We start from the raw sequence: 20,304 nt of genomic DNA on the forward strand, positions 1-20,304 counted from the left end.
ATTTACGATATTTATTTAAATCATTTGATTAAATTCTGGTTTTTTTATTTGGTTATTGTTAAGTAGTTGGGATATATCACGATAGAAAAGCGTGGTTTTTGGGGTGGTTGAAGCGGAAATTCAGGGCTATTTAGCACGGTAAATAAAAGGTATGGCGTTTGATACGCATAAAAAACAGCGTGCTTTAAAAGGCACGCTGTTGTTATTCAGTTCTACGGATTACATTTCATTACCGCAGAAGCCGTTTTAAACACGAACGGTTAGAAGCTATATTTAATACCAATCATACCCTGAGTATCACGATAGGTATTACTGCCAAACTGCTGACCGACGTTAATCCAGGAAGTAATATTGTTATTCCACTTCCCTTCCACGCCCAGTTTAACTTCAGCCAGATCTTTAGCCCCTTGCTGAGAGTCAGACAGACCACCGATATTCACCGTATAGTTATCGGTATTATGTAACCAGTTCAGCTCAACAAAAGGTTCAAATTCACGGTCTTTACCATCGTCCACATGGCTGTGGCCATTGGCATAGGCGCGAATGCCTAAACGGGTCATCAGATTACTATCGGTATCGTCTTTTATCCGGGTACCATTATCATCAGTTCGGTCATTGGCGCTAACGCCCATCCAAACGATTTGTGCTTTAGGCTGTAACCAGTAGCTGGCATTTTCACTTTGCCCCAGTTTAAAGCTGTAACCACTTTCAATGGAGGCTGTCACGCCACGGGATTTATATGTTTCAGTATTGATATCATCGCCGCTTACTTCGTTATTAAACCAGTTATACAACACCCAGGTATCTACATAAGCGCCCGTTTTGTCCTGATTGTTGGCATACCAGGTGCCATAAAGCCCCGCACTGTAGCCATCAACGCTGCCTTTGGATGAATAATAGATTGAATCGGTATGGCTGTGATTATTTCCATAACCAGCCATAACCCCAGCAACCAACGATCTAAACCATCACTGCTCCACTGAGCTAAATCACCACCAATTTGCATCACATAACGGCTACCGGTAGTTTTTAACTGATCGCTGCCATCATGGAAACTGTTATACCCACCAACATGACGCATCCACATACTGGTAACTTTCTTCTCTCCGGTTAATGCGTCGATATATTGCGTTTCACCTAAACGATCGTGTAATCGGGTGATAAACATCGTGTTAGCCGCGCTCAGGTTGGCAATGTAGCTGCCAAATTCCGGACGATAGGATGGCGTAATATTCTGGGGTTCCGGATCTGGTGTTGGAGTTGGGTCCGGCGTTGGTACAGGATCCGGAATCGGATCTGGGATCGGATCCGGTGTAGGGTCGGGATCTGGCGTTGGTTCTGGCTCTATCGTAGAAATCAAATACCAGTTTTTAGGATTAGCACCACTAATCGAACTACCTGAACGTACAAAATAGTCATAAGGGCCAGCTACAATACGCTTGCTGTTACTGAAGGTTCCGGAAGAATTACCCGCAACAGTAATAATCTCAATTCCCACATTGGTTAGCGCACCGTTGCCGCCAATATTATTGATTTGAACATCGGTCTGACCTGCGGTATCCCCTTTCACCACCATCTTATCCGTGGCAGAGCTATCATCACCGAGTACAGTATTCAGAATCAGCGTACTGCCATTACCATTATAATTGTTATCAACGGTTAATAGTTTAGGCGTAAAAGTGCCCCCGACTGCTGGTTCACTGTACTTCAGGCTGGAGTTTGTTAAGGTAAGGTTAGTGAGTTCAGAATCACCCGTCATATTCCAGATACTGTTTGCACCATCAATATTCAAATTGATGACACCCAGATTGTCCGTTACGTTGGCATTGCTGGCGTCTTTATAAACATACTGCCCAACGGCGGTAGTACCGGTAAATTGACTGTCGTCTTTCATACTGAGATCAATCAGGCCCGATTCCGCATATAATTTGCCATCAAGATGATAAATACCCGAGGTTGAAGAGGTGACTTTAGCTGCCTGGTTAATCAGCGTTCCTGCACCATCATAAAGCTTATCTTCAGTACCGGTATAATAGTTGGTTTGAGCAGAGGTAATCACTGACCCGTCGCCCAGCGTATGCATTAAATAGGCAGTATCCGATTGCGCCACGCTAATCGTGGTATCTCCGGTTAGTTCAATTCTTCCGCCTAGCGCATTGAAATTATTGTCTGAGGTTAATTTCTTCTCAGCGCGCAGCGCATCTGCGCCGATGCCTGTGGTAGAGATCGTTGCCAGACCTGTACTACCCTGTAATTGAATCACACCACCTTTATTGGCATAAACTGCATAGCCATTGTTACCCGTTGTTTTTATGGTACTTCCGGAGCCAATAATAGCGACAGCATTGGTTCCCTTTGCCGTCCCGTTGGTTGATACGCTATCACGGTTGCCTGCATAGACAGCATATCCGACAGAGTTAGAACTATTACTACCAACACCACCCGCCTCTATACTAGATTTATCACCAATATAAGCCAGGTTATAAAAAGGCTCCTGAGAGGTTAAATTAACACGAACCGCGACACCATTTTTTACGGTAACCGTACTCTCCTGACCAAGATAAACCCGTCCATAGCCCGCTCCGGCATTAGGACTTTGCGCAACGTTAATACCATTACTGTTACTACCTTTTGCGGTGATGATGGCACGATCGCCGGCAATAATCGTGTAAATCCCATTAGTAGACGCTGTTCCATTAGTACGAATGGCATCAACAGTGCTGCCTGATGTGGTAACCGATAGATCAGTACCAAAAATAAAAGCCGGATGAGGGCCATTCATGGCGAAATAGATACCGTTAGTATTATTGGTTTCACTTCCGCCAAATATGGTTTTGCTTCCTGAAGTAGTAATGGTTACGTTATTGCCACAGTTATTAGATGCCACATAAGCACCACCAAATACCGTCGTATTATTAATTGTTGCACCATTGCCGCAAGGCACATTGGCGTCGGCCAATACACTAAAGCTGATGAAAGGTAAGAGGAAACCAACAGAAAGGATAGATTCGGTGATAGCATTTTTTCTGAATTTCATTTTTACTCCTTTAAAAAATGAAAAAGAATTAAACCATTTATTAATTTCTAACTAATTCCATATCGCACTAAAGCATTATAATTAAAATTTAATATTTTTAAACGACAACATATTTGAATTTTAATTAATTCATTTAAAAATATTATAATTCATTGTTTATGAAGGTTATTTCAATTTAATTTAATAAAAATTAAAATGTAACAACCTATTTTAAATAGAAAAATAAATTAAAAAACAATGAAAAACATAGACAATAAAATAAAAATTACCCTTAAAAAACAAGCAACTTATAAATATCACTACATTAAAATAAGCCATTTAAATCATGACTGAATTTTTAAATTAAAATTACCAACAACTTCATTCATTAAATTAAGTCAATATTAAAATGAAAAATATTTTATAAGAATCACATTTTTAATATGTGAAGTGAATGAACAATGCTAGAAGTTAATAACTTATGAGGATAAAAGTTGTTTTTATAATTTATTAATATAAACAATAAATATTTTTTATTTTTTGGTATTACATAAAAATAAAAACGGCGTGCCATCAATGACACGCCGTTTTTCTATTGCATTACCTGGTCGCTTTTAATTAAAACGCATAACGAACGTTAATACCGCCCTGCATACTGCGATAGCTTTGATCGCCAACCTGACCACCTACGCTCACAGTGGTACTCCAGTTGTTATCAAATTCACTCTGAAGACCCAGTTTCAACTCAGCACGGTTTTTCGGCATATCTTGCTTAACGGTATCCTGATCCATCTTAACGGAAGCGCCGTCTTTGCTGTACCACCAGTTAACTTCAGCAAACGGACGATGAGTATAACTCTCGCCTTTGATTTTGCCGGTTACACGGGAGCCTAAACGCGTACTCCAGTTATCATTCTTCTGACCATCAACTTTCGTTTTACCAGAATCAACAAAGCTGTCTGCTGAGTAGTCATTATAAACAACCTGAGCCTGAGGAATTAAACGCCATTCGTTCATAGCATTATCGTTAAGGACAAAGCTGTAACCCGTTTCCAGTGATGATGTCATCGACGTAGAATCATACTTGTCGGTTGACATCGTTTCACCGCTGGAGCTGTTATTGTACCAACCATACTGAGACCAACCGTCAACATAGGCGCCTTTCTGATCTTTAGCATCAGCAAACCAGGTCGCATACACACCCAGACTGAAACCTTCAACCGTACCGGTAGCGCTGTATTGTTTACCGTTCATATTGGCTTTGCTGCTGGTATCAGAGTCCACATCACCCCAACTACCCATCACACCAACAACAGTACCCGTATCACCTGCGGTATAGTTCAGTAAGTCACCACCAACTTGAATCAGGGTGTAATCACTGTTGGTATCAAGGGCACCATTACCGGCTTTATTATCAACACGACCACCGATAATACGACCCCATGTGCTGCTATCTGCGCTTCTGAACTGGCTACCCTGACGGTCAAACAGTGTCAGTGATTGTAATACGCTGGCCATTGACTGGTTGCTTAAATAGATACCGGCTTCAAGACGCAGTTGCGGCTTGTTCTCTGGTCCAACAGAACGCAGATACCAGTTGCCGTTTTCTTCATACGGAAGTCCCTGATACAGACTGTATTCATAAGCACCTGCCACTACGCGGTTAGCCAATGTGAACTGACCGTTTGATTGTCCACCAACGCTAATAACTTCGATGCCTTTCTTGGTTTGAGCACCTTCGCCACCGGCGTTGTTCACCACCACGTTAGTGGTACCAGAGGTATCACCAGAGATAACTAACTTATCAGTAATAGAGTTATCGCCACCCAGTACAGTACTCAGGGTTAACAGACCGTTGTTACCAATGTAGTTACCTTTGACGATAGTTTGGCTACGTGGATCCGGGCTGGCCATGCGAATTTCACCATTGTTGGTGAAGTTACCACCAATGGTGAAGTTACCCGCAGGTTCCGCAGCATAACCGTTAGCTGCATCAGCCGTTGCCAGTAAACCATCGTTGGTCACGCTACCGTTTACGCCACCGTAACCGCCCAGTTCTGCACCTTTGGCAATAGTCACGTTGCTACTTTCCAACACTGCGTTATTCAGCAGAGTCATATAACCAGCATTAATGTTGGTAGTGCCCTGGTAGGTTTGGCTGTTAGTGATGGTTAACTGGCCATTACCTTCCTGAACAACGTTACCTGCACCGCTGATCACACCGCTAAAGGTATTATTTACGTCATTGGTGGTGGTTAAGGTTGCGCTACCTAAAGTAACTTTACCTGCTCCGTTAAGGTTATTAACGTGCTGGTCAAAGTTGTTCAGATCAAAGGTTCCAGCATCAGCTACGGTTACCTGTGAGCTCTTGGCAATTATATCAGCGCTTCCGGCACGTAATGTACCTGCGTTAATCAACGTTGCACCGGTATAGGTATTCGCACTGGAAAGTTGAAGTGTACCTTCGCCCGCTTTCGTCAGTGTTTTACCATCCCAGTTGGTTGCCGCATTAGCTGCTTCATCCGCCAGAACTGCGCCTAAATCAAAGAATTCTTTCTGGTCAGCCAGAGTAAAGCTACCGTGCGCTTTTTCAGGCGATTTAGATTCAGCAGCGTACCAGGACAGGCCCAGGCCAATACTGTAGTTTTGCTTGTCATTAGTTGGAGTCAGGGTCAGATAATCAACTTCACTGGCTGCACCACCAACAGAAATCGATTTGAAATCCCCCGCCAGTTTACCTGCTGCTGAAGTGGTGATAACACGGAACTCATTACTACCCAGCTCTTTGCTGTTCATGGTCGCTGGAACACTATAACCAGACAGATTAAAGGTTGCGTCACTACCAATTTCAGCAGATTTTGCCGTCACGACAGAAGCGGCATTACCGGCAGCCACATCAAACTTACCATCGACTTTGAATTTTTCAGCAACAGCCAGCGTAGCATTAGCAGCCATAGATAACGTTGCCTGAGCATCGCTGGTTACGTTAGCGGCGTTAAAATCGCCTGCTTGTTCAAAACGCAGTGTACCGGCTTTCACATTAACATCACCCTGACTTCCGCCATTATGGGTTAATGTCGCTTTGCCGCTGCCGGTTTTGTTCAGTGTACCGGTGCCAGACAGAGCGTTAGCTAACGCTTCATCCTTAGCAAAATCGAGCTGTAATGTACCGTTATTGACGATATCTCCGCTGCTTAATGCCTTACTTTGTGTTGCCACTAAAGTGCCAGCCTTAACGTTGGTACCACCCTGATAGGTATTTTCAGCGGTCAGCGTCAGTGAACCTGAACCGTCTTTAGTCAGGCTACCGTTACCACTAATAATACCGTCATAGGTGGTAGTATCGGTGTCTTTAACCGTTAAGTTGCCGGTACCCATCGTGATAGATCCGGTTCCACTCAGACTTTTTACCGTTTGGTCAAAGTTATTCAGATCAAACACGCCTGCGGTGATTTTCAGACCGGAGCTGGCAGCAATAATATCAACGACATTTGCTTTTAACGTACCGCCATCAATGGTGGTCTCGCCAGTAAAGGTGTTAGTTTTGGTCAGTACCAGCGTACCTTCACCAGTTTTATTAAATGAGCCAGCATCCTGCAACAGCGCATCCACAATCAGCTCTTTGCCAGATTCGATATTTGCAACAGTCGTGTTAGTAGCGCTATTGCTTAAAGAAATTACTGGAGCAACAAGGGTACCCGCACCGGTGAACAAACCTGCGGTTGAAACTACATTATTCGCACCAGCAGTCAGATTAAAGATGCCGCCATTAACCAGAACTGTACCGCCTGAGTTAATGTTAATACCTTTAGCTGTCAGTGTAGTCTTATCACCGCCCTGAAGGGTTGCTTTATCATTAACTGAAAAAGTACCAAATCCTACGTTACCGTAGCTAACGCCATCCACTAATGTGAATTTTCCGCCATTAACATTCGTGTTGTTTTTAATATCAGAGTTATATAAAGCATCACCCGGATTGTTGCTGTTACCATGGAAAATCACTTCGCCGTCACCGGTTTTATTAATTTCCATTGTTGCACTGGAAACAGAAGCAATTGGATCATAGAAGTGAATCAGGTTGTCCGCAGCAGTATCCATGTTCAGGCTACCTGAACCACCCAGATAAATAGCGTTAGGATCTCCCGTACCAGCTACTGGTGCATAAATTCCACCACCAATATCGGTAAAGGTTGCGCCCTGACGGTTGCCCTGGAATACAATATCGCCACCGTTAGCATTCAAGTTAATGGTGCCGCCTTCCAGATAGATAGCACCACCCTGAGTTTTAGCTACGTTGTTGGTAACGGTTGAACCAGGACCCAGATTTAATACTGCTTTATTACCGGCATCATAATAAATCGCACCGCCGTAAGCATCGCCGGTTAATGAGTAAACGTAGTTACCGTCAAAGGTGGTCGCTCCGTTAAAGTTCATCAGGTAGTTGTAGTTACCACCGTTACCATAAGCACTGACAGCACCGCCCAATGCATCACGATTATTTTTGGTTTCGACAACAAAGTTATTCTTGAAAGTTACGGTATTATTGAAGTTCAGAAGCACACCAGCAGAACCCGGATTCAGATAACCAATATTAATCGCACCGCCACGAGAATGCTGGTCATTAACATGGTTCGGGTATTCAAGGGAATCGACCGTCGATCCATAAACATAGTTGCCGGTGAAATTAGTTGGTCCGTTAAAGGTCAGGGTTGCTGCACCACCCCAGGAATCGATAGCGCCACCAAAAACAGAGGAATGGTTATTGATGAAATTGGCTTCGCCATTAAAATTCATCACGCTACCATTTGACTCATATACGGTTACTGCACCACCGTAGTTACCAGTCCAGTTACTATCAAAAGTCACTTTACCGTTAAAATTCATGGTATTGTCAGAATAAAGACCTACCGCACCCGGTTGATCCCACAATCCGTGGTTACCCTTGAATAATAAGCCCGCAATACCCCCTTCAATATTCATTACAGAACCGGACCCACCACGAATGGACAGGATAGGACCGTAGTCTGCTGAAGAGCCTGAAGTATAGTTAGTCGGACCGATATTCAGGAAAGTCGTCCCTTCCAGATTAAGATTTAGCGTAGTTTTTGATGAATCGATCTTAATCAGGGTTGAACGTGCCCCACTAAATGGATCGGCTGTAATAGTGGCATTCTTGATAGAGATTGTGTCCAACGCCTGATTGATATCAAACAAACGTTGTCCGCTGTTAGTACTGATAGTGATAATGTTGCCATTACCATCAATCGCAATAGTTGATTTTCCTGCGGAATTAATATTAAAAGCCGTATTCCAGCTAACATCACCATTTAACAGTAAATCATATGTTCCGGTATTCAAACCATTCACATAGATATCCTGACCATCAGTCAATGTTTGTGCCCCAATAGCACTCATTGAGAAGCCCAGATATACCGCCGGGAAAGAGAATACAATGGCTTTATGAAGAGAATTAAATTTGTATTTACCGTTAGTCAACTTGTCGAGTCTTTTTTTCATCCTAATAATCCTAATTAAATCATCCTTTTCGACACATGAATAAACTCAGATAACAACCTGATTCATTTGCCTGATATAAAAATACATATATTGTCTAAAAACAGTACTAACATTAAAAAAGAGAACTATTAAGACAATAATTACTAAAATAACAAATGATAAATAACGATATTTCTTATATAAAAAGAAATACGTTATTTTTATTTTTTAACGAACACAGTAATAACCCGCAGGATATTCAAAAAAATAAAATTTTAAATCTCAATGTTATTGTTATTATTCAAAATTAATATGCCCTTCCCTGAGCAACTAAAAAATAGCTTATGCCTATAGTAATGCTGGCTATAGCCATGTAGCGAAAGTGAAACATACTCGACATCATTTCTGAATCTATATACACGCCCTATAGCCCAAGTTTTATTTAGGCTATAGGGATTAATAAAAAACATGATTATTGATAATAAAAGATCAACTATCAGACTTTAAAATTAGGCGATGACGCATGGTATCATGAGATTTTTAATATACTCAAGTAGGAATTTACTTATAACTTTAAATAGTCTGTTTAATATCTATTTTTACAACACATCGTATTTATAACACGCAACAAATACACCATAAAATATGCAACACATCGTAATTAACTTATTGAATACGTTTCCGTAAAATAAGAGATCATGCTGCACGCACTGTTATAAAATAAGGAATCGAACTGTATCTATTCCTGTAAAATAAAAATAATCACTGTACCTATTAACAAACTATTTTTAGTACAAAATTCACACTGGCTCTATTTGCAAACCATAATGCAATAAAAAACCGGTGGTCGTTTACCAACACACCGGTTTTAATCAGGTTATTAAGATAATTAACTATCAGACATAGCGGACACCTATACCACCCCCTATGCTGTGATAATTATCGGCCCCACCCTGAACACCCAGATTGACCCAGGTACTCCACTTATTATCAAATTCACTCTGTACGCCCACTTTCAATTCTGCCCTGTTGTTTGGCATATCCTGATCGATGCGCATACCGTCGAAGGTCACTGAGGCATCCTGCTTGCTGTACCACCAGTTAACTTCGGCAAATGGATGATGGGTGTAGCCCTTACCCTGTATATTCCCCGTCAGGCGAGTACCCAAACGGGTACTCCATATTTCATTATTCTGACCAGCAATTTTGGTATTGCTGGAATCAACAAAACTGTCGGCAGAATATTTGTTATATACCACCTGAGCCTGAGGAATAAGACGCCATTGATTCAGGCTATTATCATTAAGAATAAAGCTGTACCCCGTCTCCAGCGATGCGGCAAACGGACGGGAATTATAGCTATCCGTTGCCATACCTTCACCGCTGACGTGATTATCATACCAACCATACTGATACCAGTTATCAATATAGGCTCCGGTTTGCTCTTTCGCATCAGCAAACCAGGTGGCATAAACTCCAAGGCTAAAGCCCTCAACGGTACCGGTCGCACTGTGATGGGTTCCGTTTAAATCTGCATTACCGGTTGAATCAGAATCCACATCTCCCCAGCTGCCCATCACCCCGGCAACCAAACCAGAATCACCAAAGTTATAACTCAGTAAATCGCTACCAACCTGAACCAGCGTATAGTCACTGTTCATATCGATATCACCACCTGCGGCCTTACTGTCTACCCGGCCACCGATGATGCGTCCCCAGCTACTGCTGTCGGCGCTTCTGAACTGACTGCCCTGGCGGTCAAACAGCGTTTGCATTTGCAACTGGCTAACCATCGACTGGTTCCCCAGATAAATACCCGCTTCCGGACGCCATTGAGGCGCTTCCCCTGGCCCTTGTGAACGCAGATACCAGTTTCCGTTAGCGGCATCCGGTAACCCTTGATACAGGCTATAGTCATAAGCTCCGGCAACCACACGATTCGCCAGAGTGAACTGACCGTTTGATTGGCCACCTACGCTGACTACTTCGATACCATTCACCGTTTGTGCTCCGGCTCCGCCGGAATTATTGACCATCAAACGTGTAGTTCCGGAGGTATCGCCAGCCACTATCAGTCGATCGGTTGCTGAGTTATCGCCACCCAGAATAGTACTTATGGTAAGTAGCCCATTGTTACCAATATAGTTGCCTTTAACGATTAACTGACTGCGAGGATCCGGACTGGCCATACGTACTTCACCGGAGTTAGTCAGACTACCGCCGATGGTGAAATTCCCCGCCGGGGCATCAACAAATCCAACAGCGGCATCCGCTACGGCCAACAGGCCATTATTGATAACGCTACCGTTAACACCACCGTAACCACCCAGTTCCGCACCTGTCGCAACAGTGACCGTATTAGCACTGGTCAGCACGGAATCTTTAACCAGAATGAGTGCCCCTGCATTAACGTCGGTGGTTCCCTGATAAGTCTGGCTATTATCGATAAACAACGTACCTGTGCCTTGTTGAACCACATTGCCACTACCGCTAATTACGCCGTTATATAAATGGTCATTACTGCGATCGAAAACTAATGTGCCGTTATCGGTGATATTGCCGATAACACTACCGCTGGTACCGCCATTACCCAGCTGTAAGATTCCGCTGGAAATGGTAGTTCCCCCTACATAGCTGTTATCTCCGGTTAATAACAGAGTACTATTGCCAGTTTTGGTCAGACTGCCCGCACCGCTAATCACACCGCTGAAAGTACTATCCACACTATGATTAGTCGTCAGGGAGGCCTCTCCCAATACCACATTACCGCCACCGTTGAGGTTATTAACCTGCTGATCGAAGTTATTCAGATCGAAGGTCGCTCCGCCCGCCACGGTGAGCTGTGCACTATTGGCGATAATATTGGTATTTCCGGCCAGTAACGTACCTGCGTTAATCAGGGTGGCACCAGTATAACTATTGGCTTTAGAGAGTTGTAGTGTACCTAACCCATCTTTGGTCAGGGTTTTGCCGTCCCAAGTGCTGGTAAATGGCCCGGTTTGATCCGCCAGTACCACATCGACATTAAACAGGTCACTGGCATCAGTCAGCGTAAACACACCGTTGCCCGATACAGGGCCAGCCAGCCAGGTGAGCCCCAGACCAACGTGATAATCCACACCATTAACCACCCTACCACCCAGCGTCAGATAATCTACCGGGCTGCTGGAACCGTTGAATACAATGCTGGAAAAATCGCCAGTGATACCATTATCAGTATGAATAATGACGAATTCAGAACCCGGTAATGCACTGGCACTGGCTGGCGCGTTGACCGTAAGGCCGGTGACATTAAGGGTTCCATCCAGCGAGGCGTTATCTGCGGTGATTGATGGCTCTACCGTTCCGGTATTGATATTGAGCGTTGAACCGCTGCTTTGGGTTAGCGCGCCACTGAGGTTAAGTGAAGAATTGGCCGACACAGAGGTTGCGGCTCCGCTGTCAGTGGTCAGACTGACGCCATTAAAAGCACCATTCTGAGTGAAGTTTAAACCGCCCTGATTAACATTAATTGTTCCCTGATTTGAGCCCGTTCCGCTTAATGTAGCAACACCCGCGCCGGTTTTGACCAGACTGCCGCTACCGCTCAGAATATTACTCAGGGTACTGTCGCTGGCAAAATTCAGCTCCAACGTACTGGCATTATTAACCGCGCCGCTTCCCAGTGCGCCTCCCTGAGTCGCCACCAGTGTACCGCTGCTGATAGTGCTGCCACCCTGATAGGTATTCACCCCTCCCAGAGTTAAATCACCCGAGCCGATTTTAATCAGGCTGCCCGCTCCACCCATCACTCCGCTAAAAGTAGTATCCGCACTGTTATTAGCGGTTAACGCCGCGTGGCCCAGCAGAATGCTGCCTGCGCCACTCAGGTTATTGGCCTGTTGCGCAAAGTTGTTCAGATCCAGCGTAGCGCCGCTACCCACCGCCACATTGCTACTGGTCGCAAAGGCATTGGCAATCCCCGTCTGTAAAGTGCCGCCATTAATCAGGGTACTGCCGGTATAGGTATTGACCGAAGAGAGTTGCAGAACGCCAGCCCCTTCTTTGGTCAGGGTTTTACCATCCCAGTTGCTGGTAAACGGCCCGGTCTGATCCGCCAGTACCACATCCACATTAAACAGGTCACTGGCATTTCCTACGGTAAAAATACCATTCCCCAATAAGGCACCGGCCTGCCAGGTCAGATGGAGACCAACGTTGTAATCCACACCGTTAACAACCCGACCCGCCAACGTCAGATAATCCACATCGCTTTGTGCTCCGCCTAAATCGACGGTTGTAAAATCATTGGTGATGCCGTTGGTAGTATGAATAACGGTAAATTCTGTGCCGATTAGTGCACTGGCGTTATTGGGCACATTGACACTGAAATCAGTGATGTTAAGTGTGCCGCCCAGTGAAGCGGTATCCGCATTAATCGCGGTCTGACCACTACCTACGCCCACATTTAATACGGAAGTGCTGTTTTGGATTAACGCACCGCTCAGGTTGAGAATAGATTCACCCGCCAGATCGGTCGTTGCTCCATTGGCGGTCGTTAAACTGCTGGCATTAAATATGCCGTCCTGTGCAAACGCTAAAGTGCCCTGATTAACGGCAATGTCACCCTGCGTGGAACCCAGGCTGTTGAGTATGGCAATACCACTACCGGTTTTTACCAGACTGCCGCTACCGCTCAATATATTGCTTAATGTGCTGTTACTGGCGAAATTCAGCTCCAGCGTTGCGCCATTATCAATGGTGCCGGTCCCTAATGCGCTACCCTGAGTGGCTACCAGCGTACCGCCGCTGAGAGTGCTGCCCCCTGATAGGTATTCGCCCCACTTAAGGTCAGGGTACCTGTACCGGTTTTACTCAGGCTGCCGGTACCGCCAATCACCCCGCTAAAGGTGGTATCCGCGCTGTTGTTCGCGGTTAATGCCGCATTGCCCAACAGAATGCTGCCTGCACCACTCAGGTTATTGGCCTGTTGTGCAAAGTTGTTCAAGTCAAGCGTAGCGCCGCTTCCCACCGCCACATTGCTACTGGTCGCAAAGGCATTGGCGATCCCCGCCTGTAAAGTGCCGCCATTAATCAGGGTGCTGCCGGTATAAGTATTCGCCGAAGAGAGTTGTAGAATACCAGCGCCTTCTTTGGTCAGGGTTTTACCATCCCAGTTGCTGGTAAACGGTCCGGTCTGGTCCGCCAGAACCACATCCACATTAAACAGGTCACTGGCATCACCCAACGTAAAGATACCGTTGCCCAATAAGGCACCGGCCTGCCAGGTCAGATGAAGACCGACGTTGTAATCCACACCGTTAACCACCCGACCTGCCAGCGTCAGGTAATCCACATCGCTTTGTGCACCACCCAAATCAACAGTAGTAAAATCGTTGGTAATGCCGTTGGTGGTATGAATAACGGTAAATTCTGTGTTGATTAACGCACTGGCGTTATTAGGTACATTAGCATTGAAATCGGTGATATTGAGCGTGCCGCCCAGTGAAGCGGTATCCGCATTAATCGCGGTCTGACCGGTACCTACCCCAACATTTAACACCGAGCTGCTGTTTTGGGTTAGCGCACCGCTCAGGTTGAGGATTGATTCCCCCGCCAGCGCGGTAGTAGCACCATCGGCGGTGGTTAAGCTGGTGGCATTGAATATACCATCCTGAGCAAACGCTAAGGTGCCCTGATTAACGGCAATATTGCCCTGAGTGGAGCCCTGGCTATCCAGAACAGCTATACCGGTACCCGTTTTTACCAGATAACCAACGCCATTTAAAACATTACTGAATGTACTATTATTAGCAAAGTTCAACTCCAACGTTGAGTTATTGTTAACCGTACCAGTTCCCAGCGCGTTACCCTGAGTCGCAACCAAAGTACCGAAACTGATTTCACTCCCACCCTGATAGGTATTAATACCGCTCAGAGTCAGCGTACCTGTACCAAATTTTGACAGATAGCCACTACCGCTAATGATACCTGTATAGGACGAAGCATTGCTGCGGTTAAAAACAACTTGCCCGTTGTTGGCAATATTTCCGGCATAATCACCGGTAGTACTACCGTTTCCGATTTGAAGTGTCACACCGTTATTAATATTAGTAGAACCGGTATAGCTATTATTACCGGTTAACAGCATATTTCCCCCTAGCAGGGTAATATTACCGGCACTACCGCTGATAATTCCGCTAAAGACTCCGCCGTCACTAATGGACAGGTCACCAGCATTAACATTCAAACTGCCCGCACCATTTAGCGAGCCTACCGTTTGAGTTTTACCGTTCAGGTTAGCAGTGGCACCACTATTGATAATCAAATCGCTGGTATTCCCCAGCGCATTATTGCTGCCTACTATCAGCGTTCCGGTACCTACGGTGGTCGCACCGCTATAGTCATTCGCCAGATTATTCAGCGTAATACTGTTGGTTGCATTGATTAACAGGCTACCGCTGCCGGTGATTTTGGCATGCAATTCATCCATGCCGGTTGGCGCTGTTGCATCGCCGGACAGCGTTAATGTCTGCCCATTTTGCAAATCCAACTGTGACAGTGAGTAACGGGTATAAAGCCCGGTGGCGTCATCGCCCAGAGCAAAATCATAAGAGCCAATAGCAACCAGATTGCTATTTTGAATAACATCGGCGGTCTCAACCACCGGATTACCAGAAAGGTCCGTCAGCGTCAGATTCGCGGCACTACCGGATACGCTACTGGCGGTAATTAAGCGGAAATCAACGCCGTCATCCTGCCCCAAAATATTACCGCTAATATTGGTAATGGCGCTGGGATCAATAGCGACATTTCCGGAGGTCAACGTTAGCGCACCGGTGTTAATTACCCCAGTCGCCAGATTATTAAAAATTAACGAGCCGCCGTTTAGCGTCAATCCACCAATATTTTGACTGCCGCTTCCAACTGAAGTCGTACTTCCGCTATCCAGCTGTAAGGTGGCACTGGTTAATGCGCTGGTATTGTTACCGGACAGCACAAAAGTACTGTTGCCCAACTGTACCGTACCAGCAAACGCATTACCGGCCCCGCTGCCAAACTGAAAAGTATTCGTGCCGCTGAGTAATCCTACCTGCAGTAAACCGCTTCCGGTCAGGGCGTTATTAAAGCTGTAATTTCCGGAAGAAGGCGTATCAACAAACATTGATGCGCCAGAAGCGATATTCACGCCACCAGAACTGACGGTACCGGCTCCAGTCAGGCGCAGAGTTCCACCAGATACCGTTGTGCCACCGGTATAAGTGTTAACGCCGGTTAAGGTGAATATGCCGTTACCGCTCTTGGTTAATCTACCGGCTCCGCTAAAAATATTGCTGGTCGCAATATTAAAACCGTTTGAATCAACGGTGCCTCCCGCCGCGCCTAACACCAGATCGCCAGCAGCAAATCCATTGATAAAATTAGTATTGTCGCTTTTAGCCTGTAAGATACCGCCGCTAAAGTTGACGGTTCCTGATGTACCGGTTCCTTTTTGCAGACTATTGGTTAACAGTACACCTGAGTTATTCAGGTTGAGTATCCCTCGCCCTGCGCCATTTCCCACCAACACGCTGTTGGCATCCAGCAATGTACCGGCTCCGTTAACCAGCACGTTACCCTGTGAGTTGGCCAGTGAACCTATATACAGAATATTATTGATATGCGCCTGAGCACCGCTGTTAATGAAAAAGGTACTGTTGCTGCTGGCTGAATTACCCACATACAGGTCATCCATTTGCACATTGGTACCACTGTCACTCAGGTTCAGTGCCGCGTTACTGTCTACAGTTCCTTTGGTTATTTGAGTCTGGCTACCGCCGCTAATGTTCAGGCTACCACCGGTTACCTGTAACTCAGAGCTGGGGGCATTAAGCGTCACATTACCGGTTAAGGTTAACGTGCCAGTACCCTGTTTCAGCAGATTACCGTCACCGCTGATAGTACCAGCGTAGCTGGTGCTATTGGTGCTGTTAACCGTTAAGACCCCGGTACCGGTAGTAATTGCACCACCGGTACCGCTCAGGCTTTTTAACGTTTGATTGAAGTTGTTCAGGTCAAATACGCCACCGGTCATATTGAGTCCGGAGCTGGCAGCAATAACGTTAGTGTTATTGGCTTGCAAGATGCCATCAGCAACACTGGTTGCACCGGTGTAAGTATTGGTTTTAGTGAGCACTAAGGTACCAGCACCGGTTTTACTGAACGAACCGGCATTGGTTAACAGACTATCTAAAATTAAGGTATTGCCTGCGGCGATATCCGCCGTTGAGACGTTAGCGGCGCTGGTACTTAAAGAGATGCTTGGGGCAACGATAGTACCAAAGCCGCCAAACCGTCCGGCGGTTGATACCACCCCACCCGTGCCAGCATTCAGGTTAAAGATCCCGCCGTTTGCTGCAACCGTACCACCGGAATTAATATTGATGGTTTTCGCCTGCAGGATACTGTTGTTGCTTCCCTGAACCGTACCGCCATTATTTACCGCAAAGATACCAAACCCGGAGTTACCGTAACTCACGCCATCGGTGAATGAGAAGGCCCCACCGTTAACGTTTGTATTGGTCTGAATATCAGAGTTATACAGCGGATCGCCAGGGTTGCTACTGTTACCATGGAATACCGCTTCACCCTCGCCGGTTTTATTAACGGTAATGGTGGCGGTAGAAACAGAAGCGATAGGATCGTAAAACTGAATGAAATTACCGGCGGAAGCATCCAGATTGAGACTTCCGGTACCGCCCAAATAGATAGCGTTGGGATTTCCTGAACCGACAACCGGCGCATACAGCGGCCCGCTGCCAATAAGGGCAAAGCTTGCCCCCTGACGGTTACCCTGAAAGAGGATATCCCCTCCATTCGCTTTCAGGTTAATCGTCCCGGTTTTCAGATAAATGCCACCGCCCTGGGTTTTAGCGTAGTTGTTAATCACGCTGGAGCCCGGCCCTAAATTTAAGGTCGCAGCGGCCCCCGCATCATAGTAAATCGCCCCACCGTATCCCGAGCCGGTTAATGAATAAACGTAGTTGCCGTCAAACGTCGTGGCACCGTTAAAATTCATAAAATAGTTATAGTTACCGCCATTACCATAGGCGCTAACCGCACCGCCCAGTGCGTTATAACCATTTTTAGGATCAATAACAAAGTTACCTTTAAAGGTTGTATCGTTATTAAAGTTCAGATTAAGACCAGTGGCTCCCGGGCTCAGATAGCCAATATTGATAGCTCCACCACGGGTATGCTGATCGTCAACGTGGTCAGGATAATCAAACGAGTTTGTGGTGGTGCCGTAGACATAGTTACCGGTAAACGTTGTCGGGCCATTAAAGGCCATAACAGCCGAAGCCCCCCAGAAGTCAATGGCACCGCCGAACACCGAGGAGTGGTTATTAACGAAATTGGTTTCACCCTCAAAATTCATCTTACTACCGGCAATATCAAAGACCGTTACCGCACCGCCATAGTTAGCGGTCCAGTTGCTGTCAAAGGTCACTTTGCCGGTGAAGTTGATGGTATTGTTTGAATAAAGTCCTACCACGCCAGGCTGATCCGCCAACCCATGGTTTCCTTTAAACAACACCCCGGCAGTGCCGCCATCCACATTCATCACACCGCCGGTACTGCCACGGATAGATAAGATTGGGCCATAATCAGCGGAAGCATAAGTGTTGTAATCCGTCAGGCCAATATCCAAAAACGTAGTGCCCTCAAAGTTGATATCAACTTTGTCGTTAAGCTGGTAGAGCCGAATTAATGAGTAACGTGGCCCGGTGAAAGGTTTAGAGGTGATGATGGCATTGGTGATAGAGACAGTGTTACTGACTTGAGTAATGTCCAGTAAGCGCTGAGTACTGCTGCCATTAGCGGTTATTGTGTAGTTATTGCCATCTATAGTTATCACCGTTTTAGCGGCATTATTCATGGCAAACATGGTGTTCCAGCTAACATTGCCGCCAAGTAACAAATCATACGCACCGGTATTTAACCCATTGGTATAGATATCTTGCCCTTCCGTCAGCGTTGTTGCCGCCTGAACCGGAATAGATATGCTTAAATAGAGTGCAGGAAATGCAAGGACTATCGCTTTATGTAAAGAGTTGAACCGGTGCCCGGAGTAACTTCTGAGGTTGTTTTTCTTGTTCATTTGATTTATCCCGATAAGAACCTGCCTGATGGCGACACATTCCCGAAAAAACAGATAAAATCCTTGTATCTCTATGTAAAGAAACAAAATTAACATCCGTTCAATTTTGTTTATAAGCTATAACTACACTGTAGTAAAAAACAAACAGTCAATAAAAATCAATGCGTTGCTTAGAATTAATACATATTTTGTAATTAAAAAAAGCCTTAATAATAAATATAGATTAGAAAAGAAATAATAAAAGCTCACAGTTCAATGTATTGCGAAATTTTTATAAAAAATAAAAATCAATGAAATTATAAAAAACAAAGCAATACATTGAATGAAAAATAGATTTATGCGAACAGGGTCGGCCAAAAAAATTTCTAAATAATGTAACTGATTGAAAATAATATGCGTATGGGGAAATCGTTGTTTCCACCGCAATTTTTTATTCTATAGTTAATTAAATCCCCATTCTGGTATCGAAAATGTACAATCCATCAGCTGAATTCAAAATGCATATTCAAATTTTGTTAGAAGCTTTAACAAAAAGCGATAAAATTGAAGAGATTACCATCAAGAAAGGTGAGAAATACCCTATCGCCGATCGTGTTTTCTGTATTCAGCAGGGCATATTCTCTATCTATATGAATCGTGAAGACCGTTTATTGAGCTATGCCGAAGGACCAACTATTTTTGGTCTGGCTTATCTTTATACCCCAACGATTGACCACTATATGAAAGCTAATCAAATTAGCACTATATTGACGTTACCAACGGAGGAAGCTCATCACATTATAAAATCAGAAAACCTATATGAATCATTTATTTGTGTACAGTCCCATAATGTAGCTTTAATTTTTGAAATGTATGAGAGAACCATCACTTCCAGTAACTATGCCTTTATTCGCGCCTTGCTTATCGATTTAGATCAGAGCAGTGATGCAGTAAAAGAATCCATAACGGTAGCCTCTTATATTATTAAACGCTCAGGTCTATCTCGTAGCTACGTGATGCTGGTGCTGTCAGAATTAAGAAAAGGCAGCTATATACATATGGAAAATGGCAAACTGACTGGAATCACTTCATTGCCGGAAAGATTCTAAACGCCTGCCTTGCCAACGGGTGCTTTGCCCCAAATATTAACGACCACCTCGTTTGTACACTCCATGTAAACCATCAGGGCTAAGTGAAGACCAGAGTTAAAAAGTGTTGTTCATGTCAGAATCAATCCGCTAACACCCAAAACACATTTTCCATAAGATCAACTCCGGCTACACCTTATGCTTTATTTTTATTCTATTTTTAATAAAAATTCTGGTTCGGCGACAAATAATGTTAAATACGATACCCACGCTAAAAATGCATATTCAGATATTACGGGACGCTTTTGCCGAAAGTGACAAGTTCCAAAAGGTTATTCTTCGAAAGGACAAAAAACACCTTATCACCGATGACATTTGCTGTTTTCAGGAAGGAGTATTCGCTATATATGAACAGAGGCGATCGTTTACTCACTTATTTTGAAAGTAATATTATTTTTGGCTTAGTCTATTTGTATGCTCCACCCCCGATTTTTATATTAAACCCAGTCAAACCAGTGCAATATATACTTTGCCAGCAACAGAGGCATCAAGAATTATCAAAGAAAAGAACTTAAATGAATCAGTTAATTACGTATTAGCTTATA

General features: G+C 44.7%; 4 protein-coding genes and 1 pseudogene. 1 reads left to right on the forward strand and 4 read right to left on the reverse strand.

Features of this window, described 5'->3' with window-relative positions:
* Positions 1-260: 260 nt before the first annotated feature.
* The 4 genes and pseudogenes from EKN56_RS15135 to EKN56_RS15150 form a co-directional block, all read right to left on the reverse strand.
* Positions 261-3,037 (reverse strand): annotated as a pseudogene (locus tag EKN56_RS15135) (autotransporter outer membrane beta-barrel domain-containing protein).
* A gap of 597 nt (positions 3,038-3,634) precedes the next feature.
* Entirely contained in the window at positions 3,635-8,533 is a 4,899-nt protein-coding gene (locus tag EKN56_RS15140) for an autotransporter outer membrane beta-barrel domain-containing protein (RefSeq protein WP_130592552.1), read from the reverse strand.
* A gap of 875 nt (positions 8,534-9,408) precedes the next feature.
* A complete protein-coding gene (locus EKN56_RS15145; RefSeq protein WP_130592553.1) occupies positions 9,409-13,191 on the reverse strand; it encodes an autotransporter outer membrane beta-barrel domain-containing protein in 3,783 nt (1,260 codons plus the stop codon).
* Positions 13,192-13,283: 92 nt separating this feature from the next.
* On the reverse strand, positions 13,284-18,632 hold the full coding sequence (locus EKN56_RS15150) for an autotransporter-associated beta strand repeat-containing protein (protein WP_168189667.1): 5,349 nt from the start codon (positions 18,630-18,632) through the stop codon (positions 13,284-13,286).
* Between the two features lie 470 nt (positions 18,633-19,102).
* On the opposite strand from EKN56_RS15150, the gene EKN56_RS15155 reads away from it, so the two are divergent.
* Positions 19,103-19,720, forward strand: coding sequence for a helix-turn-helix domain-containing protein (locus tag EKN56_RS15155; protein WP_130592555.1), 618 nt, complete (start codon positions 19,103-19,105; stop codon positions 19,718-19,720).
* Positions 19,721-20,304 lie beyond the last annotated feature (584 nt).

It is taken from the genome of Limnobaculum zhutongyuii (genome assembly GCF_004295645.1).
Classification (GTDB): Bacteria; Pseudomonadota; Gammaproteobacteria; order Enterobacterales; family Enterobacteriaceae; genus Limnobaculum; species Limnobaculum zhutongyuii.

Coding starts and splice junctions, on each gene's coding strand:
- EKN56_RS15140 (WP_130592552.1), bottom strand. CDS start 8,533: ATGAAAAAAAGACTCGACAAGTTGACTAACGGTAAATACAAATTTAAT.
- EKN56_RS15155 (WP_130592555.1), top strand. CDS start 19,103: ATGTACAATCCATCAGCTGAATTCAAAATGCATATTCAAATTTTGTTA.
- EKN56_RS15150 (WP_168189667.1), bottom strand. CDS start 18,632: ATGAACAAGAAAAACAACCTCAGAAGTTACTCCGGGCACCGGTTCAAC.